A 22,822-nucleotide genomic window follows, 5' to 3' on the forward strand; every position below is an offset into this window, starting at 1 on the left:
CTTTTCCTTAATCACTTGGTGGCCAAGTAGTAAATCCAGAAAGAATCTTTGTCCGCAATCACCTGATCGCCCTTCATGTTGTATGCCTTAACATCTGACATGCCGATATCCTCAAGCTGCTTGATCTGCCGGCCGATGCCAATGTAATAAACGAGCAGCGAAAAACGATGGTCTTGATCATTAACGATCGCGTATTCGTCATTGAAGACCTCGTGTTTTCTCATCTGCAGATGACGCGGCAAAAAGAAAATGTATGACAGTAGATTCTTTGCGAACGATAAACTAAATTTAGGTTCAGTAAGCCAATACGGTTTTCTAAAGTGTCGGTAATCACGGTTATGGCTCGAAAACATTATTATCCCGCCTTTCTTGAGTACGCGATTAATTTCATTCAAGATTTTGAGTCTGTCTTCGTGCAAAACGGCATCAATACCGTTGTAAGAAAATAGTGCAAAATCGAAGCTCTCATCCTCGAACTCTTTCAAATCCCTCGCATCACCCGCTATGAAATTACAGATCTGATATTTTTTCTTAACCCGTTCAATGAATTCCGGCACGTAATCAAGGCCCGTATACTCCGCAGCCCGCGGTAACAAATATTGGGTTGTTCTGCCGCCTCCTACTCCTATATCCAAAATTTCCGCACCTTCAAGTTTCGATGACAGTTGTTCAAAAAGAACCTTTTCCGCAGGGAAGAGTTCGCTTAATCCGTCATAATAATCGAGCACTTTGGCATTCGCGTAAGTCTTTCGATTTATTAAATCTAGTTGCGATTGTCCTCTCATTTCATTTGACATCCTGCGAAGTAGTTAGTCGGCGTTCAGTAAAACCGTACCAACTGTCCGCCCCTAACGGTCTTTTAACTACTCACCCGCCTGCGTAGTGCGAAGCTGATACACCCCTTCAATGACAACGCGATCACCTTCTTTTAGTCCTGATACAATCTCGTAGAAATCCGCACCTTCCGCTCCGAGTGCAACCTGACGCTTCTCGAAGGTCTCACCGCCGTCGAAGATAAACACAAAGGTCTCTGCCTGTTCACGAACGACCGCTGACTTCGGCACGGCCAGAACTTGCCTATTGCCGCTGGTGTCGATGGTGATCTCGATAAAATTGCCATCCTTGAGCCGATTGAAGGGATTCTTGACCTCATATATCACAGGCACGGTCCGCGTCTGATCATTTACGGTCTGACCGATCGAGACAAGGCGTCCGTCACCATCAGCGGTACCAATTGTGTAGACCTCGCCGGGCAGAGCCGAAGAGGTAAAACTTGCCCGTGTGGATTCGCGGACCGTGGCCAGATCTTTCTCAAAAACCTGAGCTTCTAAAAGGACGGTGGACAAATTGACGATGTTAAGTAATTCGGCCCCGCTTGCAACCTGCTGGCCGCTCGTGGCCTTGATCTGATCGATTATTCCCGTTATTGGCGATATTAACGGGAAATTGCGCGACGGCTGTCTGACTGTAGGAGAGCGGAAAATGGCCTGCCCGGCCTGTGCCGATTTGATCTGGTCGCCCAATAAAACAACCTGTTTATCGGCTGATGCTACCTCATCTTCGATAACCTTTACGGCTGTTTGAGCTTCTTCGACACGTTTTCGAGGCACTGCACCAACCTCAAGAAGATTCTGCGACCTTCGAAGCTCGCGTTGCGCCTGTGCGAGTCGCGTCCTCGCCTGCTGGGCGGCAGCTCTGCTTTGGGCCTGCTGCGACTGAAGAGCGAGTGCAGTATTTCGCAATTCGAGCTTTCGAGCTTCAACTTCCCGCTGCTGTGCCTCGACATCCAGTCTTTGCGTCTCAAGCTCTGTCTGTCCCGATACGTCCAGAACCTGCTCAACGTATCCGATCTGTTCACCGCTACCGACAGCAGAACCTAAAGATACCGCCTGAGTAAGTACGATCCTTCCCGGCACCTGTGCTGTTACGACTCCTTTGGCGTCCGGTCGGGCCCTGACCACTCCAGTGGTTTTCAAACCGCTCGTAATTTGCCTCGTGTCGATCAACTGAGTCTTTATCCCAAACAAAAGCTGCGATTCTTTCGGCACGGTGATCGTCGTTCCTTTCGGCAACCCGTTAACTGCTGCCGTTGAAAAGGCGTCTGGCGGAATCGAAGCCGTTTCGCGGGTCTGAGAAGGCGGAAGAAGATATGCCAGAGCGACTGCCCCCAGAAGAAACACCGTAAGAACAACCGCACCTGCCGGAGCAAGTCGCCGAAAAGACGTATCCCCTCGTCTTTTCAAGGCATAAAAGACAACGGCAAAAGAGATCCCCGAAAGCACAAGCAGTATCAGAAGACCGACCCAAAAAGACGTGCGGATCGGTGCTCGTGAAACTGTGACCGGGAAATCAGCCGAAAACGTCCTTTTGTCTTCGGTGTTTACCGAAACAACCAACTTGTAATCGCCCGAGCTATCGAACTGGTAGGAACCACGATACAAACCGCCCAGTTCTTCCGTCGCCGCGATATTCCCGGCAACTACCGCACCGTCAGGCCTTGTAATGCTAAACATAACGGCGGCCTTTTCGACCGGCAACGGCCCCGAACCGAACCCACCCTGAACCGTTTCGCTCAATGAGACAAGAACATGTCCCGTTTCACCGGAGCGCGGATCGCCTGGGAGGCGTTTCATAATGACAGTCAGCTCTCCGCTGTCATTTTTCACATTCCGTTCTGAGGTAATCGTCGAGATTGCGCCTGACGGCGTTCCTGCCGGAGCTTGTCCGTTAGCAGCGAAGGCCGTCACGAGACTTAGAGCAAATACCCAGGCTGAGGCAAAGAACGATATCTGAAATCGCCTCCCTGTTGGGCAAACTGAACGAGCCCTGAGCATTAAGTTTTTGATGGACTTGAACATTAATGTGTGTGTGCCTTGCCGTACAGAGCCTGCATCGACAAAACATCGATCCTCACGGCGTCGGTTATTGCTTTTGCCACATCATCCTTGGCACCGTTTGCCTTGATGTCTGCCCCTAGCAGCAGGTCGTCATCATGGCCCTTCCCTGCAAACTGGCTGAGAAAACCGGCCGGCACGCCTTCCGCCTTAATCTCTTTAATTGACGGCGACCCTTCCTTGTTCTCATATATGACTATGATCTCCTTGCCCGCCGCCTTGACGATCGTGACGGATCCGATCTGCGTTTTTGTACCATTCGCAGTGGAAAATCCCGGATAGGAGTGATGATCTTTCTCGGAAACTTTCCCGCCCGTGTCTTTTTCAATAGAAGCTATCTGAGCATCGGTCAGCTCTTTGTGCATGGCCGTAAATGTTTGTGCGCCGGGAAGTGCCGCCTTGACCGAGGCCGGAATCTCATCGGCTTTCGGGGGTGCGGCAGCGTTATTTGCAGCGGTCGAGTTCGCGGGCGCTTTATTCGCGGTTGCTGTGTTAGCGGCGGGGGTTGGTGTTCCGCCGGAACACGCTAGTGAAAACAGGCTCGCGGTAATCACAGTTACAAATATGAGTATTTTCATTTTTTCTCCTCTTCTATTCTTGGTTTGGTCGATTTTAGTAATCCAATACGTTCGGTTTTATCCTCGTTGATCGACTTCAAAAATTCTTCCCTGTTAAACTGTCTCGGCACTATCCTGGTATCGGGGAGGACCGATGTCGATCCCGGCATGAAGGCGGATGGCGGCAGGGCCGCACCGACTGCTGCCTCGAGTGCTGTTAAGGTCGTGTAGTATTCTTCCAAAACCCGGTTGTAATTCGTAACGTTCTCGTTCAAACGACGCTGTTCGTTAACGACCTCAAACACCGAAAACTCGCCCGCGTTGTAGGCTGCTCGGACAGTCTGTAGATTTGCCTCAGCTCTCGGCAGGATTTGAGTTGTGTACAGCACCAGCTTTTCTGCCGCAGCCCGATACTGGCCGTAAGCAACAGCGACATCACGCCGTATCGTCGCCTCTAAAAATTCACGTGTCCGCACCGCCTGAACCTGTTCGCCGACAGCGGAGGCAATGCCGCCTTGATTACGGTTTGACACCGGTAGATCTATCGACACGCCGAATGTCAGTTCGTTGTCGCGACTGTTGATAATTCCGCCGCCGGCTGATGCGGGCAGATCGGTAAATGCCTTGGTACGCGAAAAACGCACCGATGGCGTAATATCCGGAGCGGCCTGTGCCCGAGCCAGGTTTAGCCTCGCGGTTCCCAGCCGCTCGCCGATCCGCGCGGCCTGTAAGTCGGAGCGATCGCTCAACGCCTTTTGTGTGAGTTCGCTAAGTCCCAGATCGAGGCGTGGAGGCCGGTCGGACTGAGGCTCCAAGCGAAGCGGGTCCGAGACATCGGATCCGATCAACGTCCGAATTCTTAACAAGGCAGTTTCCAATTCGTTTCTCGCTTCGATCCTTTGGATCTTGAGGCGATCGCTTTCGACCTTGACTAAATTCAGGTCGAGCGGTGCCACATCGCCCTCGTTTAAGCGTGCTTCCGTTACCCGCACCAATTCCGAGTCTGCGGCCAGAAGTCTTTCCAATACATCGAGCTGCCTCGCGGCCGATATAGCCCGCGCGTAATCACGGCGAATTTCGACAGCGATATTCCGTTCGATAGCCGCGACCTCGGCCCGAACCTGCTGGAGTTCGAGTTCCGCAACGGCCCGTCGCTTTCCACGTTTTCCTCCGAGCTCAAAAGGTTGAGCTAACCCTGCGGAAAAGTCATACTCGCTTTCGCCGCCCAGAAAACGGGGGCTTCCGTATTCGGTGCTAAAGACCGGATTTGGCCGAAGTCCGGCTTGAACCAGACGCCCTTCGGCTATCGCGAGCCGTTGGCGCGCTGCGAGCAGATCCGCTCGCCGGCTGCCAGCACTTTCTACAAGCCGCTCGACACTCATGCCATCCTGGCCAATGTATTGAAGCGACGGGGCCGGAGTCGGAACGGGCGAGGGAACAGTTTGCTGGGCCAATGCCGAATGAAAGCCGCCAAAAAAGAGGACGGCTAAACCGAGCTTTGCTGAATACTCAACTACGATCGCTAAAATATTCCTTATGCCCATGGAGTGTCGGTAAACGATGTTCGCTAGATTCTTATGCAGAAAGTGCTTCCTCGTTAACTCCGGGGCCAGCGGCGAAACGCCACACGAAAAACACAAGCCCGAAAAGCAAAATTATTACAAGCAAAAAGACAACGCCGATCACCAATTGCGTGAACCAAGACGTTCCGCCCTCGGCCGTAACCGCGGGCGGCTTTACTTCGATTCCGGAAAAAGTGGCAGTGTCAGTTTCGCCGTCGTGCGACACGTTAGCCCGCATCTTGTAAACGCCGGACGGAATCGCGGGAAAGGTCACGCTGTATGTGCCCGCTTGTTCGCCAGCCGCAACCGTCGCATTAAAGACCGCACCGCTCGCCGATTCGACCTCAACCTTGGCATCGACAGCCTTGAAAGGTTCGTTGGTCTCAAATTTCGTAATAAAAAGAAGCCCGGCCGTAGGCTTGTCCGGCTCCATCGAAGGGTGCTTTACCATTAGCTCGAGTTCGCCCAAACGAGTTGAATGGGATACAACGCCCTTTGCGTTCGCCGTGGACTTTGGCTTCGCGTCACCATGATCCTCGCCACCATGAGCGAGCATCGCGGTAGGCGAGACAACAGTGAACAGGACGCTACCCAGAATAAAAAACCCAATATATCGCGCGATCTGACCTCTCATATACTCGGAACTGATTGCAACAGCTATACCACTCGCGTTTTTGAATGTTTATTGAGTTTAACGGGAGTATTCGAGAAGACGATGTTTGCAAAATGTGCAAAAAGAGACAGCAGTTGTCTGTTATCAAACACCAAGGGCGGGTAAGCGAGATCTTACGTAAACCAGCTTTCTGATTTTGAAAATCGAATGAGGATTAGCACGAGATTTGCGACTGCGAATATGACGGGATGCCATGAAAAACTTTGGATGATTTTTCGTGTAGATTGAAATCAATGAGAGACTAGACGGGCCCAACCTATTTCTGCTGTATCAAGCGCTGATTCGCTGACCCTCGATACTCCCCTGTTTCAGCGACTAGAGATGATTCAAAAGGACCGTCAATGAGCAAGTCAATGTGGGATAGAATATAGGTGACGCTAGGGTCGTCTTTTGTAGATAAATACTCGATAGTATTGCCCGTGTAGACGATAATGTGGGAGCCAAGTTTATTCAGTCTCAACACAAGTTCCGCCACGGAATCAGATTGATCAAAAGGCTCGCCTCCGAGAATTGTTACACCGTCGTTTTCATGGCGTTTTGAAACGATCTCTTCGAGAATTGAGGAAATAGAAACCTTTTTCCCGTTGTGGCGATCGTGAGTTTCGGGAACGTAGCAACCTGGACAACGAATTGAACAACCCGCAACTTGAATCACGCTCCGACGACCCGGACCATCAACCACCGACTTGTGATATATGCGATGAAGCCAGATGTAATAGCGATCATCCTTAAGGTTACCCGGTTCCCAAGACTGACCTTGCATCGGCTTTCCGCAATTCAAATTTTGGGAAGTTCCAAGGTCGTCTCTGAGATCGATCAGTTGATCAGCGGGAATGCCTGAGACTTCAGCGGTAAGTTTCCCACTGTCTGGTTCGAGTATGAAGGTGATCTTATTACTCATCGTAGTTTATTGGTCTGTTTGACACTCGGCGTGACAAAATACTCTTGCTTTTTAGTCTCAATAGAGGGGTCACCTAAAATCTCCTTCAGCTGTCTAGCAGCCTTCTCGCACGCAGTCCCTTGATACCCTTTTATCTCGGTTTCGCATGTTCCGCGTTCGGTATCGATCTTGAATTCAACTTCGGGCATTGTCGGTATCCTCCTCAGTATTTGATTCTTATTTTGAGAGTTTTTCCGATTCGTTCCTTGATAAGCGTGCCGCCGAGCTTCTTGGCCATCTTTCTTGCCGCTGCTTCGTGATAGCTGTTCTGAAGCCTGATCACGAAGTCTTTCCCTAAGTGGTAATTCAGGTCCATATCATCGATAACGGCAACATAGCCTTTTGACGTTTTCCGGAAGCCGATATCTCCTAAAAGCGATCGTCCACGTACTTGCCGACGCCTGATTACGACGTCGGCTGTTTGTGGATCCCGCTTATCCCATCCTTCGAGAGGAATGTCAGTTCCTATAGTCGGAGATGCGAAACCACATTCGGCTAATGCTTCGAGGAGCAACTCGCGATTCGGGAATGACTGGGATTCAAAGGTCATATATTTGCTCATTGAGATTCTCCGTAGTTAGAGTTCATAGATTCGATCGGTGCGGTTTCCGGCAATGCTATTATTCTCGATTCGAGAGCCTACGCCCTTGATATTATTTCGAGCCCATTTTCGGATCTCCTCGATCTTCTCGCTCATCATCTGGGCCGTAGGCGTGATGTTCTCGGCGGCTTTAATAATGTCGCGAGTCTCGGCCTGTCGGTCGCCGTCAATGAACGCTTCGAGAACTCCGTCTTGAACTGCCCCTTCTATTTCCGCGCCAGAGAAGTCTTTGCTCTTATCTACCAGTTTATCGAGATCAAAGTATTCGGCATCAAGTGCTCTTTTCTTAAGGTGAACCCGGAATATTTCCTTACGATCCTCGGTCTCGGGAAGATCGACGAAGTGAATATATGAGAACCTACCGATCCTGAACTGTTCGGATTCGAGTTCGCGTACGTCATTGGCGGTAGCGAATACAAGAACGTCCTTGTTGTCCTGCATCCAGTTGAGAAGATAGGAGATAGTTCGTGCTGTCTCACCGCCGTCCGTCTTGTTGGACGACTTCATTCCTGAGACCGCTTTTTCGAACTCGCTGATACCAAGAATCCCTTTAATCGTGCCAGCGATAGATAACGCCCGCTTTATCGACATCGCGGATGAGCCAATGACACCTCCGCCCTCACCCATAATCGAACCAAAGTCCAGATCAAGCAGAGCCCGATTCGTGATGCTTGACGCAACCCGTTTACAGAGATCCTTTCCGCACCCCGGCAATCCAACGAGGAGAATTCCCTTGCAAGGTTCGACGTGGCGTGCTTTTGCTCTCGGACTGAATGTGTATGCCGCGCGTTCAAGGATGGCTCGAAGCGATTGGTAGCCGCCTAAGTTGCTTGCCGGTTCTGGATGCACATAGGTCAATGAGCCGCTACCGCGTATGACATTCTTCTTTTCTTCAAGAATGACATTGATCGAATCCTGATTGAGCCCGTTACAACTGATGACTGCTTTCGCAACGACATTGCTGATCTCGACAGCTGTTAGACCAAGCAGAGACTGCTGAAGCGCGTCTTGCGTCTCCTTGGTCAGACTAATATCCAGACCATTGGAACGCAGGTTTTCAAACTGAAGTTCGATCGAGTCTTCGATCTCCGACTCCCTCGGAAGGTCGAGTTCTATCTGCGTGACTTCCTTTTCGAGTGTTTTGAGTTCCGGGAAATTCGGCCCCACAAACAAGACCGTTGCTTTTGTCGATTTCAACTTCCAGGCGATCTCACGAAGCCTTCGAACCAGCAAAGGATCTTCCTGCCCATATGGTGAGATATAAGGAGCGTAGTCACATAGCAGGAAAATACCTGTCTTCTGCTCGCTGATAAAGCCAAGAAGGCTTTCGGGGTCTTCAGTATCGCCGATCGTTTGAGGCAAACTTAGTAGTCCCTCTTTCGGATCGACTACCTTCTGAAGGCCGCTTGGACGACTCCAAAAGTAGAGAGACTTTTCCTTATGCCGCTCCTGAAAGACGAGATCGACCAACGCCTCTCTTACGCGATCCTCTTCGAAGGTATTGATTGCGATGAGCGGGTATCGGGCTCTAATCCTAATATCGAGCTCGTGCAGGAACTTCCGGATGCTGTCGGCACCCGCTTCTATTTCAGACATTATTTGTTTGTTGGAAAGTGTTATGAAACGGATTGAGTGACAAGACGCCCGTTATGGCCATTTCGTCCATTGTTGCCGGTCGGTTTTGCTGCCTCGGTCATCCTTTCGACCTTCTGCATTTCTTCTCGTGAAGCGATGCCGTTGTCGATCTTGAACCCCAGATTTGCTAAAGCCCTGCCCACAGCGCTTGTTTCACCGTTTTCGATGAAGGATGTCGTGTTCACATATCCCTGACCGCGGACCTCGAAGGCGTGTCCGGTAGAACTAGGTTCCGCATCATCTCGGTTCCGATACGCTCCGGCTTTTATACACACGAAACCGCTGTCTTCGTTGAGCCTTATGATCTCGGTAACGATCCGGCCGTCCGGGTACTTCTCATAGAACTCCGCTATGCGTGCGTGAACCGGAATGTATTTGCTCAGGTCGAAATTTGCCATTTGTGGAGACCTCGTCTTCGTCGATCTAAAGTTCGAGAGCGCTTAGCCGATCTTCATCAAGGAGTTTCTTTGAATGAACGGATGTCATCCTCAGAAGGTCGCTTAGAGCGGTTCGCATCTCTTCCGGCGAGCGCTGCTTGGCTTCCCGGCCCGCAGCTGTCTGCAATTGTTCGAGTACATTTTCCAGAGATGTATCGCCTGTGAAGTTCATCAGCTGATACCATTCGCACATCTGACGTGCTCGTTTGGCCAATGAACCCGATACGAACTCCGCATCCTTCATGCGTTCTGCCATTTCTGAGGCTGATTCGAAGATCTTCGCAGTTATCTGTGCGAAGCCTTCCTTGATCGGAGATACTGCCTCCTCGGCTTCACGCTTAGCGGCCTCGATTTTCATCTCCCGGATACGCTCCTTAACCTCGCGTTCTCGCCGGGTTTCAGCAGTAACCTCATCCACCTTTATTTCTTCGATACGGCGTTTTGCATCAATCTCAAGATCGATCTTCGTCTGCTCAGAATTGATACGAGTGGCTTCGAGGGCAAGCGATTTCGTGAGGTTTCGCTCGGCGATCATCTCCGACCCGAGAATGATCACCTTCGGCTTCATTGTTATCACGAGGCCATCGCGGATCATCTCGCGTGTAGGGACCATTCCGATGGCTTGTGCCGCGACCGCGTTTACGAACTCCTCTCTATCGAAAAGCTCATCGCTTGTCGCCTCGAACCTGTCGGCAGAATCTCTCGCAAGCTGATAGAAACTGTCCTGTAGGATGCTCAGGATCTCGTCGTATTTGGAAAGAACTTCACTCTTTGCCGCGGCGAGAGTTTCGCAGGCTTGAAGGTATGTTTTTTCGAAAGATTCGAACGCGGTCCAAGGAATCCACTTGTACTCACTCGTTCCCCAGACGGTCTCGCAGAGGGTGAATCTGAAGCCGAATTTGTTGAGGGCGTTATGAGCCTGGGCCGCGCCACGCATCAGGCGATTCCGATATACATCAGGCAGCAATCCAGCTCTCGGAGGACTTACCCTGACGGCCGCATTCTCAGGTAGCTGGACCCCGAGAGTTTTCCATTCCAGTTGCCGAACAAGACTGCCGAACCCTCGGCAATCGATGTTCATGAAGATGCCTTCACTTTCCAGCGTCGACAGATCGAAAGGAAGAGATTCAACCTCTCCGGCACTGATGCCCAGTTCCGCCGCAGCTCGCTCCTTCCTGGTTCCCAGGCGGGTTAGCACTTTCTGAGCAATTTCAGATGGAACTTCTACCGAAGAATTTGGTGCGATTTCTTCTGTGGATTTGCCCTCTTTCTGAGTGCCACCGAACACATTTCGGAGCACCGAAGATGCTAAAGATGGCAATACCTGCGTGCCGGCAACTCCGGCAGATGTTTGAGTTTCCATTCGCATCCTGTCCACCGCTTAATTTTCCGCGATTCCGTAATGCCGCAAACACGTGGATAACGGCCTTGGCAAATGATCCTCGGCGCGACCAACTTTGATCCCGTTGATGTCGATGGACTCCAGTTCACTCAGACAGAAATATCCCCATTCGCGCGCAAGCCCGACCACATAACCAAAGAAGCAAATGTCGCCTTCATATGCATCGCCTTCTGTGACGAACCATATCCATCCGCTCAGTGGAAATTGGAACACGGCATATACGGTCGGATTCTTGTTTCCCTCTTGGTCACTGATCCGTGGCAGGACACTTTCAATTTCTTTTGGTAAGAGTTCCGACATAACCGTTTTTGATCTACAAGTTGCAGTGAACGTCAGGCACGGCTGATGGAGTACAGTAGGCGGATCTAGTACTACCGCTCTCCAGATCAAAATAGACCGCAAATCGCTTGAGGGTACGTGTCAAAAGCATTGACGAAAGCATCTCCGCCATTTCGACCGCCACTCGCTGATTCACGTTAAGCCCCTGCTCACCTAGTCGAACGCGCTCGGGACACGACGCATCGCTCTTGGCTTCAACTTTTTCTGGCTTAAGAAGATCGGAATGTTGAAGCGATGGTGCCGGGAGTGCCCGACAGATACTCGTTCCCGTAAAGTACTGCTCGGGTTTGAGTGCCTTTGTCGTCGAGCCCAGCAGCACCTGGCCCGATGTCTTGCCGTTTCCGCCGTCTATCCACCATACCCTCGACGATTCACCGTAACTTCGAAACTCATCAAGTGCTCGATGCATCTCTCGGCGAGCTCGGTAATTATCGACGCAGCCGACGATGATGCTCAGACTCCTGTAGTCGCTGTTCGAGTTTTTGAAATGTTTCTCCGGATCGAAACTCTCGCACGAGAAGTTTGTTTCAATTCCCCATGCCGTTGTAACCCGCTCTGCAAGGGTCTGGGCTTTGAATCGCCCGACCTCTGCAAAACAGAAATTGCTTCGCGGAATGTTATTGGCTTCGACTATATCTGGATCGACGATCAGCAATTCTGCGGATTTGTTCTGCTGTTCCTTTAGTTCGAAGATCAGTCGGGCTAAAGCAGGAACGACAAAAGAGCCTGTTCCTCCGGCGCCGACAACGATGAATCGAAGAGTGTTAAATTCCACAGGCATCACAACGGCGGCCTGCGAGAGGCTAAGATCGATTTCCATTACAACATCATCTGAAGCAGAGCTGCGACCTCATTCAGATCGACAACTCCGCTTGGCAGGTTGCCGATCCAGGAAAATGGAACTGGGGCAAGGTGGTCGTAAATGCCGCAACGGAATCTGAACTTCGGCTTGTCGTGGACGTCAGCAATGATACCGAATATTCGGAACTTGCCTGATTCATCACGATCATCGGCAGAACTGAACTGGTATGCCCCGTCAGGGTGCGTATGAACCTCTATACAGGCATCTGAGTATTCGGGCCGTCTATCGTCGGCGATGGTTGAGGCATACGTTCTGTCCTTACTCGATGTGCTCCACTGCCACGCGTATCGCTCGCTATCCCAATAGATAAGATAAAGTTCTTCTCTAAAATTCTCCTTCGAATTGGAGGCCTGGGCGTGCTTACAAATTTCGTCCCAAATACGGCTTGGGACTTTCGGCTTGTGCCATTTGATACCTACGAATACGGTTGGAAGGCCCTTTATCTCTCTAAATACCAGAGGAACTGAAACCGTAAATTCCTCACGCTGAGCCCTGAGAATTACTCCGTTTCCGGCAAGGAGGTACTCGTAGAGAATGCTTTCTACAGGCTCGAATCGTTCTTTTGCAATCCGATGACCGATGAACTCCCTTTCTCTTTCCATAATTTTATTCAGATCCGGGAGTCGTACCGTCGCTGTTCAACGATCGTTTCCCACGCGTCGTCGATCGTAGTGCTTGATAAGATCAGTTCGGACTTCGGAAACTTCTTCGCCTTGTCAGCCGCCAGTTTCCAAAGAAGTTCACGTACATCTTGTGGTTCAGAGTGGCATCGCTCGCTTGCGTGGTCTGCATTGAATGGAGTGTCAAAAATTAGTTTCCAAACTTCGCTGACTGTAGAAGGATGGGTCTCAGGAACTTCGTTTTTTCCAAAGCAGATCTTACCGGAACCGACATTCGGCAGCGGGGCGACGGCAAGGTTGGTATTAGCCGATATATGAGATGAAGCAGCGGCCCAAAGATAATATTCCCGTCCTTTACCAAGAAGGATGAGAGGGGGCATCGGGACTGAGATCTCAACAATTCCCTTGTCAGAAAAAGCGATGGTTATCTTTCGTATTGCGGCTGGTTCATACGATAAGATTGCATTGCCTTCGGGAGCCTCACGGTAACGCATAGCCCGCTTACCCAGCCATCCCGTATCTGTGTGGACCTTTCTAAATGCTCTCGCCACCTGCTCACTCGAAAGAGCCTTCAACGACACAGATGATTCTTTAAGATCGGCAAAGAGATATTGGCCCGGCAGAAAATAGAGAGCAGCTGACGCATCGGCAGGTATTTGCAGGGTGTTATTCATCGCTTACATTTGCCTCTCCGGCCCGATCTTTCCGGTATTCCAGAATGAAATAAGCTGGTAAAAGAATGTCTGAGCATTTTCTTCGATCCTTTTATCTAAATGCTCGAGATTTTTGAAGTACAGGTTTGCGGCCTGATACGCCTCGGTCAACCAGTCAACAGTTTCTTTGTCCCATTCGAAGAACTCCGGATATTGGCAGTTCGTAACGTCTAGCCACGGATTACCGGTGGAGTGATCGACCAGGCGGATCAGATCGCTGAAAGGTTTTGCTTTTGCCTCGCGCTTTTCCTTCCAGATATTTGCATGTGCCGTCTTGATCGGAGGCAGTGACTCTTTATCAACTCCGTACTTTTCAGAAAAGTAATTCCAGATCTCATCATCTTCGTTAAAATAGAACATCAGTCCGGCCAGGTAGCTGTCCCTCAAGTGTGCGAAATCAACTTCTTCGCAGCACAGGTCGAAGTTCATCGGCGGGATGGCAAATCGTTCTAGTTCTAACTCAGGATCGTCATGCCAGTATTCAAGCAGTGGAAAGCGGTGGTCATTTATAAGCTGAAAGAACTCATTCGTCCGTTCGCTGTACGCCTTAAAATAACCTGCTCTATAGAGACTCTTTGTTGATCGTTCCCAGTCTTTTGGAAACGTTTCAATATAAAGCCGGTATTTGTGTTGTTCCGATACGACTCTGGAGACTGTTTCGCATGCATATAAGGCGTTGTGGCTTTTTGCTTTAAATCGAAGATATTCGAGGGAGCGGACCAGACGTTCGCCAAATCCAAAAATTGGTTTTCCGTTCTCGGCCGTCGCCAATCTTAATCCGGTCATACGAGCTTATACACCTCAGAACCCGACCGGAACATAGTCGATCGCTGATGGCGGGCTCTTCTGAAACGCCTTTTGGTGGGATTCGATTGCTTCGATCTCCTGAGTGCCGATGGCCAGGATGTTCTTAGCCTCGTTCACTTCCTCGACGCTCAAAAGTTCCGCTGCCTCCCGCCGCATTAGTTGATCGGCAAGAATAATCGCCGGATTGATCTGCTCGATCTCAGCTCGCAGTAATTCGAGAGGCGATTCATCAGGCTGCATACCCTTTATGCTGCGCTCGCTTGACGATAGTGACGCTAAGTTTGCCGTCCTTAACGTCGCGAGTAATGTTGGCATTCTCGATCGAAGCAAAATGCGGTTGAAGAACGACTTTCAGGGTCCTGTCTTCCTGTGCCAGCGACGCATCCAGTTCAAACGTCTGGCCCTCGATCTTTATCGTCGCCTTCGGATCGGTCACAGGAGCTGTCGCATCCGTACTTTCCGTCGATTCAGTTTCGCCGTTGTTCGACTTGCCGGGTGCATCTTCTTCCTGTGACGTGTTAGTTTCGTTTTCCATGATGTTCTATGACGCGAAGAGAGACTGTTGATCTCTCGCTGGTTCCTGCGGTATCGCAATTGAGGTTGAAGATCCGTCGGATTTCGAATCTGATTTCTCGGAAGTATTGTTGGGATTTTTTGATGCCGCCTTGGGTGTTCGCTTTTTGGTTGCGGCCTGTTCCTTCTTCATCTTCTCGGCGGCCCATAGAGGAAGTGAGTTTCTGTACCGTTCGAGAGCCGCCGATAACGGATTGGATAGATTTAGCTCACCAGGTTCGCTACACCGGTTAATAAATGTAACTTCGGGAGCAAAGTCGTGCGAACGCACACTTACGATGCAATCTCTCGTTCCGTTGGATTCGGGCAGCAACTGGATCACAGCCGTGACGGTACATGCTTCAAAGTTGTAGGGTTCTTTTTCAGACAGAACGACCGACCTTACGAACTGTTCAGTACCGATTATGTCGGCTGGGACGGCTTCATCGGTTGAGTTCATCAACGGAGCAGTTTCAATGACTGCCTCGACACCAGTAGCCGATAGAATCGAATCGTGTTCTTTGGCTTCCCCGGTGGGGATACGCGCGTCCGATGGCGGAACGGAATTCTGTTCTGCACTTTGGTCACCCGTTGGCTCAACGATTCCAAATGGCTCCGAAGGGCTCAACATCGAGACGATCTCTTCCTCGCATTCCGGCTTGCATTCGTTTGCGTAGGATGGTCGCTCGGAGCCTGATTCTTCTGTATGGACGATACCGAGAAACTCGTCTTTTGCCTCGACGAATTCATTCTTCACATCGGTGTTCGGTTCAGCAGATATCGCTGCTACGATTGCGGCCGTGTTTTCAATTGCACGCGGAATCGCTTGCTGAATTGGAGCGGATCTCCTAGGAAAGGTTTCGCGGTCGATATCTCGGAGCCTTTCCAGAAACTTGCTCAGGAAAATGTTCCGAATGGTTACTTCTTCATGCGACCGAGTCATGTACTCAGCACCTTTCCAGAGCTCCAACCCGATCTGCTGATTCGTCTGCCCGCTGCCTTGAAATCCCGCGTTCTGATGCACTTCAGACGCGAGCGTTTGGGCAGTAAAGATCAGTTGTTCGATTTTCTCGCGATTATCAAGAGGAATGAACGAACCGCTATTCAGAATTTCCATATCTCTATCTCCACCGCCTTATCCGCCGCCCTTTTATTCTCCAAATGCTTGTCGAACAAACAAGAAAGGCTCGCGAAAACCGCGAACCTTTTGACCCAGCTCCTTTTGAAACGCCTATGCTGCAGCCGCCAGTGAGCCAGATGCGTTTGACGGAGTCACAAACCGTTCCTGATTCTTTTTCAGAATGCGGGAGATAGTTGAATGGGTGGTATTGATCGAACGCGCGGCCCGGCGCAGATTTCCGTTTGAACGCTTTAGGGCGTGTTCGACAAACATTGCGGCGGCCTTGATGTACACGCTATCAAGATCGTCTGTCGCCGGGTCGAGTGTGACGGTCAGGTAGTTGTTTTCCTTTTCGTCAGCTAATTCTAGTTCGGAACGGAATCTGGTCTCTCCACTAAGCATACTGTTGACGACCTGAAGAGTGATCGCCGGTTCGTCAATGGTTTCTACTGCAAGGCGGGTTGCGAAATTTCTAATCTCTCGATAGTTCCCCTTCCATTCGAGTTCCTGGATCGCTACAAGAACTTCTTTTTCGATTTGTAGAGGCTCCTCCAGCCCTATTGTGCCTCTATCGGTCTCTAACTGGTCGAGGAATGTCTCAACAATTCTTTCCTTTTGATAACGAAGCGGCAAGGTTTCAAGCTGAAGAATATTCAGACGGTCGAAGAGATCGGCCCTAAATGTCCCGTTCTTGACCATTGATCGGAGATCTCTTGAAGTCGCCGCAACAACTCGCACATCAATTTCGCGTTCCATCGTTCCGCCAACCCGACGAATGCGTCTTTCTTCGACCGCTTTCAGAAACTTCGCCTGAAGGCCAAGCGAGAGTTCTCCGATCTCGTCGAGGAAGAGTGTTCCGCCTTGTGCGGCTTCGAACAGACCCGCTTTCGCAGCGATTGCACCGGTGAATGCACCTCGCTCGTATCCAAAAAGCTCTGACTCCAAAAGTTCAGACGTAAAACTGGCGCAGTTGACGCTTACAAAATCTCGTTTCGACCTGGGACTAAGATCGTGCATTTGGTGGGCAATGGTTGTCTTTCCAGTGCCTCTTTCCCCCGTAATGAGGACGTAATGCGGAACTCTGGCGAATAGGAGGACTTTTTCATCCAAGATCGACCTTCCCTTGAAAGCACTGTCATCAACATAATTATCGGCCATAAGGTAACTTCTCCCACGTACAACTTTCGGCTTGCAGAGCTGTTTCGGCTACAAATCCGGTCTTTCCGTGCAAGAAAAACCCGATTCACCCATTCGATACTTAAGCCTGCATAACTAAAAACCCGCGATAAACGCGGTGGTTACCTTTTATATACCCTTTTTTTCTGATTTTTTTTTACATCGCGAATGTTTCGTTCAATAGCAGAATACCGTTCTGATCTACAAGCACTTTCGCGGAGCCGCCAAGACTGTTCACGAATTCGAGAGCTGGTTCGATAAGCCATTCTGGTAGGATTACAGGTTCCTGTTTTGTGAGTTCCTCGGTTGCTGCCTGTAATTCCGGAAGAAACGATATGCTTGTCGATTCCGGCGGATAAAGAAACAAGACTTTTTCAAGAGCGAGCCCTGGTGATTCCTGTGGAAGAAAGAATCTCTGGCGCCCGTGCTGTACGATATTGACGAGTCCCATTCCCCGGAGTTCTCTGATCTGCTCGAAAGTGGAAGGACAAATTTCTGTGAGCAGTTGACCCTGGAACCGCGATGACCGCACGGTGACATCGTCGATCAAATTGACGCTGTTCTTTTCAAAATCGACTACCCGCATTACTTCATTCGCCGTTGTTGGAATACTTGATCGAAGGCCAAAGTGCTGACGGATATCTCTGAGCCATTCTTCCGATATCTTCACGCCAACGAGCCTCGTACCGTCATCAGTGGTAGTTCGAACGATATTCAGCGCATCGTGGCTGAGTGTCTTAAGATATTTCCATATGGGAAGCAATGCACCGCTGAGAATATGGACGGTTCTTTTCTCAAATTCAGGTATCTTGGTCTCCTCTTTGATCCACCAGTCTTCCGCCTTGGTTTTCGGAACGATCCGATACCGTTGATTCAACTCACTCTCGCGTAAATAGGCTACGTTGCGACCGCAAGGCTTTGTTATCGAGAACATCTGATACCGTTCCCCTGTTTCGGGATCAGTATGGGATAGAGTTTTTCTGACCGATATGAACGATCCGTCCCGTCGGTCCTGATAGAACTGGTGTATCTCGCTGGCCGCTATGTCCTGATATCTGGCCGGCGTCGTTGCAACTTTAAGTTCCAATTTGTAATAGACAGTCTTTGCTCCAGTCAGAGGATCTGAGTTAAGAACCTCCGGCGATCCCGAGACGGCGACTGACATAGCTTTCAGGTCTTCCATCCCGTCATCGAGTTTTCCTTTCTGTTTTAGGTATTCGATCGTTTCGAGGAATGTTGAATAGAAATAGTCAAAGAGAGCATTCTGTCGGTCCACCTCAAGCGAAAGCAGCCTGTTTAGGAATCGAGGGATATTGGTCTTCTCGCTGTCGGGGATCTGCTCGTCACCATCGACCGTCTTAACAAGGCCCATATCTCTCAGCGCCTGTTTCGGATCTTCGAGCCCCTCGATCTCCCGGCCTCTCATGATGCCGGTCAGCACTACACTCAATGCCGAACGCCCTTCTCTTGATTCAAGATTATATTTATCAAGGTTGCCGGCCTTTTCGGCACGCCGGTCGCCCTTTGTGAGAGCTCCCATATTACCGAGTCTTCTGGCGATAGTTGAGGAAAACCTTTTCTCGCCTCCGAGTTCGGTGAACACCAGCAGATAGACCGGCGGTGCAACTTGACCTGTGCGATGTGTGCGCCCGAAGTCCTGGATCTGTTTATCGGCTGACCATTTTAGCTCCGCAGCGATATGGAGGCGTCTCTGCTGATTCCCAACGGATTTGCCAGCATGAAGGCTGTCTCCGGTCGATGCCACCTCTGACATGACGGCGATCCTCTTATCACCGTTCTGAAAGGCGTTCTTTTCGTGGAGGTTGATAAGCTTTGAAGGAACACCAGCAAGTTGGCGCGGCCGATACTCCAGCGTGCCTTTTGCCGTCCGGATCAAGCGTTTCTTCCTGCCGGTCATCTCTGCAATATTCTCTACACCGAAATAGTTTACGAGTTGATCAAGCGGGTGCTCCGGAACCTCAAGAATTGATAGCTTATCCAGAAGTTCTGTTCGCAACTGCAAAGCGGCTCTGCTCTCAACCTGATCGCCATTGGCATCGACAAGCGGAATGTACTCTACGGTTCCGCTGTAAGGATTGGTTCTCTCCTGAAAACAGGCAGTTGGAAAGCAATTTGCGACCAGACGCGTAAGAGTTTCTCTCGGACTAAAATCCAGACTGTCAATCGCTTCTTCCTGGTCTGCTGCCCTTTCGATCTGCTTTTTGGTCTGGCTCTCGCCCGTGCCCGTTATCGACACCACAATTGACTCTTTTCTGCTGAGTGCATCTTCGATCTCGCGGATCAGCGTCGGAACCTTAAATGCTGTGATCAGATTGCGAAAGCACCGTTGATGCTCTGCCCAAAACTGATTGAGGGCGCTGCTTCGCGTGGCCTTGCCGGAGTTAGTTAGATCTAGGGCTCGATGGATATTTCGAAAGACTTCCTGCCAGCCTTGGGCCATGTTGTCATACATCCTTCGCTGGGTAGGGGTGAGTTTATGAATGACCTCACGAAACTCAACCGACAGGCCCGACTCCGGATCGGTTCCCATACTCAGGTTGCCGCACAGGTATCGTCCCATCGCCTTAAGGTCGCGGCAGACCATCTCTAAAGCCCCGACGCCTCCGGATTCGATCTCTTCGGCGAACTGCTCGAAGCCTATCGGAAAATTAGTCCCTGCCCCCCAAAGCCCAAGGCGCGACATATAAGCGAGATGTCGAACCTCCCCTGCCGATGTTGCGGAAGAGTAGACCACTCTCACATCCGGAAACCTTTCGGGATTCTGGATCTCAAGTACGGCGGCTCCGGTCTGTGTAGATTTGCCCCGATCGTCGGCAAAAGCGTACTTAGCCTTATGCCCTTCATCAAAGATCACGACGCCGCTTAGGCCAAGCCAGCGGGTTATCTGATCGAGCCGTTTATTGCCCTTTTTCGATCTGGCTATTAGCGATCGATATGTGCAGAAAACAATTCCGTCCTCGATGTCTATCTCCTGATCGGTTGGAAAGTCATTGATCAGCTTGATCGGCGGCGTCAACCCAAGTCTCTTGAACTCATCGGAGACAGCTTCGATCAGATCGGCCTTTACTGAAAACCAAACGGCTCGCCGCCGTCCCTGGAACCAGTTGTCCAGAATGACTCCCGCCAGCGTCGCCGTCTTGCCGGTTCCGGTTCCGTCGCCGATGCTTATGCCCGCTCGCGAACCGTCCGCAAGACGCTGCTCGTGTGCTTGTCCAGCGTAGATAATCCGCTCCAATTGCATTGCCGAGAGTTTTCCGGTCTCTGACAGATGCTTTGGAAGTCTTGGCCGGTAACGAATGTGGGGCGGTTCAACATTGGCGAGGCCCGGAGGCTCAACAATCACTCCCGGATGTGGCGATCCGCCGGTAATAAATCGAGGGGAATAAATGTTTATGTCTAGATCAGGTTGGTGATTATGCTCTACGATTGGAGTCCTTTCACTCGAGGTAAGTACGGGAGCAGGAAGTCCTTCCGAACTTCGTTCTTGAATGGAATACATTGCTTTTTTCTATTGGTCAAAAACGGAGATTTAACGAAATGGCCTGTTCGAAGGCATCCTCGACCGACTGAGCAACAATATGCGGAGTCGCTTCGAGTTCCGAACTCAATGGCGTATCTATCGCAGGCGACTTGGTGCCGATAATTAGCGTCGTCTTGACGCTCGTCCCGTTGGAGTAGAACTCATGCCCGGGCAGTTCGATGGAGGCTTTTACCTGTATTTCCGGGGAAAGATATTCCCAAAACCGATTTCCATTGCGGGATCTCGGAGAGCCGCTCTCTCCAAGTAACACCGCGAATCGCCCGCCTTTCTCTAGCCTTCGTAATGCCGATTCGATATGACGAAAACCGAAGTCGCGACTGCTATTTTTCACACGGCCGCCAGTCGAAGAGAACGGCGGATTAGCGAGAACGATATCAGGGAGTAAATGCTCAGGCAGAAGATCGTCGATGAACTCTGCATCGAAAGAATATGGGTGGAAACCCAACGCCAAAGCCAAGCCCCTCCTCCTAGGGTCGATCTCATTAGCTATCACTTTGGCGCCAATAGCAGACGCCCATACAGCGAGACTACCCGTACCACAGGAAGGTTCGAGAATCGTCTCGCCCTGCTTAATGTTCAAAAGATAGACGGCTAGATAGGCAATAGTCGCCGGCGTCGAGAACTGCTGATAGGCGATCTGTGTTTCACTTCGCCAGGTCTGCGTGGGAAGCCGTTTTTGTAGAGGTCTTAAGACAGTTGAAACTGCTTCGTTTGGATCCGCTGATACGAGTAGATCGCGTGCGTATTTTTTCAGAATGAGTAAGTTCAGCGCAGTTTCAGATATCTCGTGATAAACATGAGCATCGACGTTGAAATCAAAGACACCACATCCCTTGCAGATCTCAATAAGTTCCCTGTTGCAGATCTTTCGTCCGTTATCAATAATCCCGGCAACTTCTTCGATGAGATCTCTGAATGAGGTATAGGAGACGCTTGGCTCGCTCATGACGCACACTGTCAGCCGCTAATTTCCTATGGCACGATTCCAGCGAGTTGATGGCGAGCCTCGTCGAAACATTCAGGCGTCAGCGATCCAAGCCAATCGGAGACTTCCAGATACTTAAGAGAGACTCCCGCGATCAGGGCATCGTCGATACCTTTGAATCGTCTATCCCACGCGAGAATTTTTGTAGGTTTGTCGCAGGACAAGAACTGCTGTTCCCGAATCCGAAGAGCGAGTAATGAAGCCAATGCTCTCGCTACATGTGGATTTGTGAAGCTGTCTGCATCGAACGCGATTTCCAGAATCTTTTGCCGTGCGACTCTAACAATCTCCTGATGCGACGTTGCCACTCCACCATTAGCGACGACGTATCGATTTGGAAGGAAGTGTTGGGTCGCGGCGGCTTTAAGCACACCCTCGGTAACAAGTACTGTCCTAGCCGTTTTTCCTCCAAAACCTATAGAGCCCTCGTAATGAAGTGGGGTGCCAGAACTACATCCGCCACGCTTTCCGATCGACGACAGCCATTGATACTTTCCGGACGCACTCTTTGCATTCGCGATAACTTTGAGTTGGCAAGCCTGAATCAATCGATTCGAATCTAAGAATGGAATTAGAAGAAGATCGGCGTCGTAGTCGAAATCACTCCCCAGTCGTAGCCGTCCGTTCGATCCCTGCCAGAATCCTGGAACACCTTTGAAAGTTGTAATGGTTCCTTTTTCTTTTACAAGTGACTCGATAAGCAATCGAACCAGACAGTGTCTCTCGATAACTGATCTTGAAAGCAATCCGAAGCGTCCAAATTCCTGACGTTGATTGGTTAGGCATTCGTTACTGTAAAGTCTGTTGATGTTTTCAGGCAGTGGTGAAAGGTCTATTAGTCTCTGATAGATCTTATGTCTGGATTCGACGGAGGCTACTGAAGTTAAATTTGAGCGGGAAAGTTTTTTTGTCGGGAGATTGGAACCGGTTCGGTATGTTCTTCGACTATCACAATAAAAGATCCCCCAACCTTTGCTGCTAACTCTGTCGGCGTTTGTCGCGGTACGGGCACAGAATGCAATATTGTAGTCCCTGGTTGTGCTACACCAGTCCGGTTTTCCGCAAACTCGGCACGGAGTTCTTCTTGATACTCGTTGGTAACCGGTTGCCATACTTTTCCGCTTCTTTCCCACCGCTTCTTTGTTGTTGTGATGGCATCTTCTTGAATGCCGAATGTGGTGCATAGCGACATTTTTCATTGACACATGTCACCCTTTCACCGCAACCTAAAGACGATGGATAAGCGTCACGCACGGAGACATTAACTCGCGTTCCAAGGATGTTCACGACCCAGCATTCCTTCTGCCAAAAGCCGACCGAGATTCTTTGACAGGCTATAAAACGTCGCTTTCAATTGCGAGAAACCGAATTGCCAAACAGTTTCA

The 22,822-nt window shown here is 50.4% G+C and carries 25 protein-coding genes; 1 reads left to right on the forward strand and 24 read right to left on the reverse strand.

The window, feature by feature from the left end; genetic code table 11:
* Window positions 1-11: 11 nt before the first annotated feature.
* Both IPL32_00565 and IPL32_00570 read right to left on the reverse strand, forming a co-directional pair.
* Entirely contained in the window at window positions 12-785 is a 774-nt protein-coding gene (locus IPL32_00565) for a class I SAM-dependent methyltransferase (GenBank protein MBK8464298.1), read from the reverse strand.
* 78 nt (window positions 786-863) lie between these two features.
* Window positions 864-2,633: an efflux RND transporter periplasmic adaptor subunit gene (locus tag IPL32_00570; protein ID MBK8464299.1), complete on the reverse strand. Its 1,770-nt coding sequence runs from the start codon at window positions 2,631-2,633 to the stop codon at window positions 864-866.
* Between the two features lies 1 nt (window position 2,634).
* Between IPL32_00570 and IPL32_00575 the strand changes: the two genes are divergently transcribed.
* Complete coding sequence (locus IPL32_00575) at window positions 2,635-2,793, forward strand: hypothetical protein (protein ID MBK8464300.1); 159 nt, start codon at window positions 2,635-2,637, stop codon at window positions 2,791-2,793.
* Between the two features lie 64 nt (window positions 2,794-2,857).
* Here IPL32_00575 and IPL32_00580 read toward each other — a convergent pair whose 3' ends face one another.
* The 22 genes from IPL32_00580 to IPL32_00685 all read right to left on the reverse strand — a co-directional run bounded on the left by IPL32_00580 (window position 2,858) and on the right by IPL32_00685 (window position 22,629).
* The gene (locus tag IPL32_00580; GenBank protein ID MBK8464301.1) at window positions 2,858-3,472 is read right to left on the reverse strand and encodes a hypothetical protein; all 615 of its coding nucleotides are present in this window, start codon (window positions 3,470-3,472) and stop codon (window positions 2,858-2,860) included.
* Window positions 3,469-4,995, reverse strand: a complete 1,527-nt coding sequence (locus IPL32_00585) for a TolC family protein (GenBank protein MBK8464302.1) — start codon at window positions 4,993-4,995, stop codon at window positions 3,469-3,471. The genes IPL32_00580 and IPL32_00585 overlap by 4 nt, the downstream gene beginning before the upstream one ends.
* 31 nt (window positions 4,996-5,026) lie before the next feature.
* Entirely contained in the window at window positions 5,027-5,647 is a 621-nt protein-coding gene (locus IPL32_00590; GenBank protein MBK8464303.1) for a hypothetical protein, read from the reverse strand.
* Window positions 5,648-5,942: 295 nt separating this feature from the next.
* Entirely contained in the window at window positions 5,943-6,587 is a 645-nt protein-coding gene (locus IPL32_00595; protein MBK8464304.1) for a 4Fe-4S cluster-binding domain-containing protein, read from the reverse strand.
* Complete coding sequence (locus IPL32_00600) at window positions 6,584-6,775, reverse strand: DUF2997 domain-containing protein (protein ID MBK8464305.1); 192 nt, start codon at window positions 6,773-6,775, stop codon at window positions 6,584-6,586. The genes IPL32_00595 and IPL32_00600 overlap by 4 nt, the downstream gene beginning before the upstream one ends.
* A gap of 14 nt (window positions 6,776-6,789) precedes the next feature.
* The gene (locus IPL32_00605; GenBank protein MBK8464306.1) at window positions 6,790-7,188 is read right to left on the reverse strand and encodes a DUF1257 domain-containing protein; all 399 of its coding nucleotides are present in this window, start codon (window positions 7,186-7,188) and stop codon (window positions 6,790-6,792) included.
* A 15-nt stretch (window positions 7,189-7,203) separates the two neighbouring features.
* Window positions 7,204-8,823 (reverse strand): AAA family ATPase, encoded by a 1,620-nt coding sequence (locus IPL32_00610; protein ID MBK8464307.1) that lies wholly within the window; start codon window positions 8,821-8,823, stop codon window positions 7,204-7,206.
* 20 nt (window positions 8,824-8,843) lie between these two features.
* The gene (locus IPL32_00615) at window positions 8,844-9,260 is read right to left on the reverse strand and encodes a hypothetical protein (protein ID MBK8464308.1); all 417 of its coding nucleotides are present in this window, start codon (window positions 9,258-9,260) and stop codon (window positions 8,844-8,846) included.
* A 25-nt stretch (window positions 9,261-9,285) separates the two neighbouring features.
* Complete coding sequence (locus IPL32_00620; GenBank protein ID MBK8464309.1) at window positions 9,286-10,662, reverse strand: hypothetical protein; 1,377 nt, start codon at window positions 10,660-10,662, stop codon at window positions 9,286-9,288.
* 18 nt (window positions 10,663-10,680) lie between these two features.
* Window positions 10,681-11,001: a hypothetical protein gene (locus tag IPL32_00625; protein ID MBK8464310.1), complete on the reverse strand. Its 321-nt coding sequence runs from the start codon at window positions 10,999-11,001 to the stop codon at window positions 10,681-10,683.
* A 13-nt stretch (window positions 11,002-11,014) separates the two neighbouring features.
* Complete coding sequence (locus IPL32_00630) at window positions 11,015-11,860, reverse strand: ThiF family adenylyltransferase (GenBank protein MBK8464311.1); 846 nt, start codon at window positions 11,858-11,860, stop codon at window positions 11,015-11,017.
* Window positions 11,860-12,504: a Mov34/MPN/PAD-1 family protein gene (locus IPL32_00635; protein ID MBK8464312.1), complete on the reverse strand. Its 645-nt coding sequence runs from the start codon at window positions 12,502-12,504 to the stop codon at window positions 11,860-11,862. The genes IPL32_00630 and IPL32_00635 overlap by 1 nt, the downstream gene beginning before the upstream one ends.
* An 8-nt stretch (window positions 12,505-12,512) precedes the next feature.
* Complete coding sequence (locus IPL32_00640) at window positions 12,513-13,196, reverse strand: hypothetical protein (GenBank protein ID MBK8464313.1); 684 nt, start codon at window positions 13,194-13,196, stop codon at window positions 12,513-12,515.
* Between the two features lie 3 nt (window positions 13,197-13,199).
* On the reverse strand, window positions 13,200-14,021 hold the full coding sequence (locus IPL32_00645; protein ID MBK8464314.1) for a hypothetical protein: 822 nt from the start codon (window positions 14,019-14,021) through the stop codon (window positions 13,200-13,202).
* A 15-nt stretch (window positions 14,022-14,036) separates the two neighbouring features.
* Window positions 14,037-14,282 carry a hypothetical protein gene (locus tag IPL32_00650; protein ID MBK8464315.1) on the reverse strand — a complete coding sequence of 82 codons (246 nt, stop codon included), beginning with the start codon at window positions 14,280-14,282 and terminating at the stop codon, window positions 14,037-14,039.
* A complete protein-coding gene (locus IPL32_00655; protein ID MBK8464316.1) occupies window positions 14,272-14,577 on the reverse strand; it encodes a hypothetical protein in 306 nt (101 codons plus the stop codon). The genes IPL32_00650 and IPL32_00655 overlap by 11 nt, the downstream gene beginning before the upstream one ends.
* A 6-nt stretch (window positions 14,578-14,583) precedes the next feature.
* Window positions 14,584-15,711 (reverse strand): hypothetical protein, encoded by a 1,128-nt coding sequence (locus tag IPL32_00660; protein MBK8464317.1) that lies wholly within the window; start codon window positions 15,709-15,711, stop codon window positions 14,584-14,586.
* Between the two features lie 114 nt (window positions 15,712-15,825).
* Window positions 15,826-16,872, reverse strand: coding sequence for a sigma 54-interacting transcriptional regulator (locus IPL32_00665; GenBank protein ID MBK8464318.1), 1,047 nt, complete (start codon window positions 16,870-16,872; stop codon window positions 15,826-15,828).
* 175 nt (window positions 16,873-17,047) lie between these two features.
* Window positions 17,048-20,410: a strawberry notch family protein gene (locus IPL32_00670; protein ID MBK8464319.1), complete on the reverse strand. Its 3,363-nt coding sequence runs from the start codon at window positions 20,408-20,410 to the stop codon at window positions 17,048-17,050.
* Between the two features lie 16 nt (window positions 20,411-20,426).
* Complete coding sequence (locus IPL32_00675; GenBank protein MBK8464320.1) at window positions 20,427-21,398, reverse strand: SAM-dependent DNA methyltransferase; 972 nt, start codon at window positions 21,396-21,398, stop codon at window positions 20,427-20,429.
* A gap of 26 nt (window positions 21,399-21,424) precedes the next feature.
* Window positions 21,425-22,141 carry a hypothetical protein gene (locus IPL32_00680; GenBank protein ID MBK8464321.1) on the reverse strand — a complete coding sequence of 239 codons (717 nt, stop codon included), beginning with the start codon at window positions 22,139-22,141 and terminating at the stop codon, window positions 21,425-21,427.
* A 179-nt stretch (window positions 22,142-22,320) separates the two neighbouring features.
* Entirely contained in the window at window positions 22,321-22,629 is a 309-nt protein-coding gene (locus tag IPL32_00685; protein ID MBK8464322.1) for a hypothetical protein, read from the reverse strand.
* Window positions 22,630-22,822 lie beyond the last annotated feature (193 nt).

This window comes from Chloracidobacterium sp. (genome assembly GCA_016711345.1).
Lineage (GTDB): Bacteria > Acidobacteriota > Blastocatellia > Pyrinomonadales > Pyrinomonadaceae > OLB17.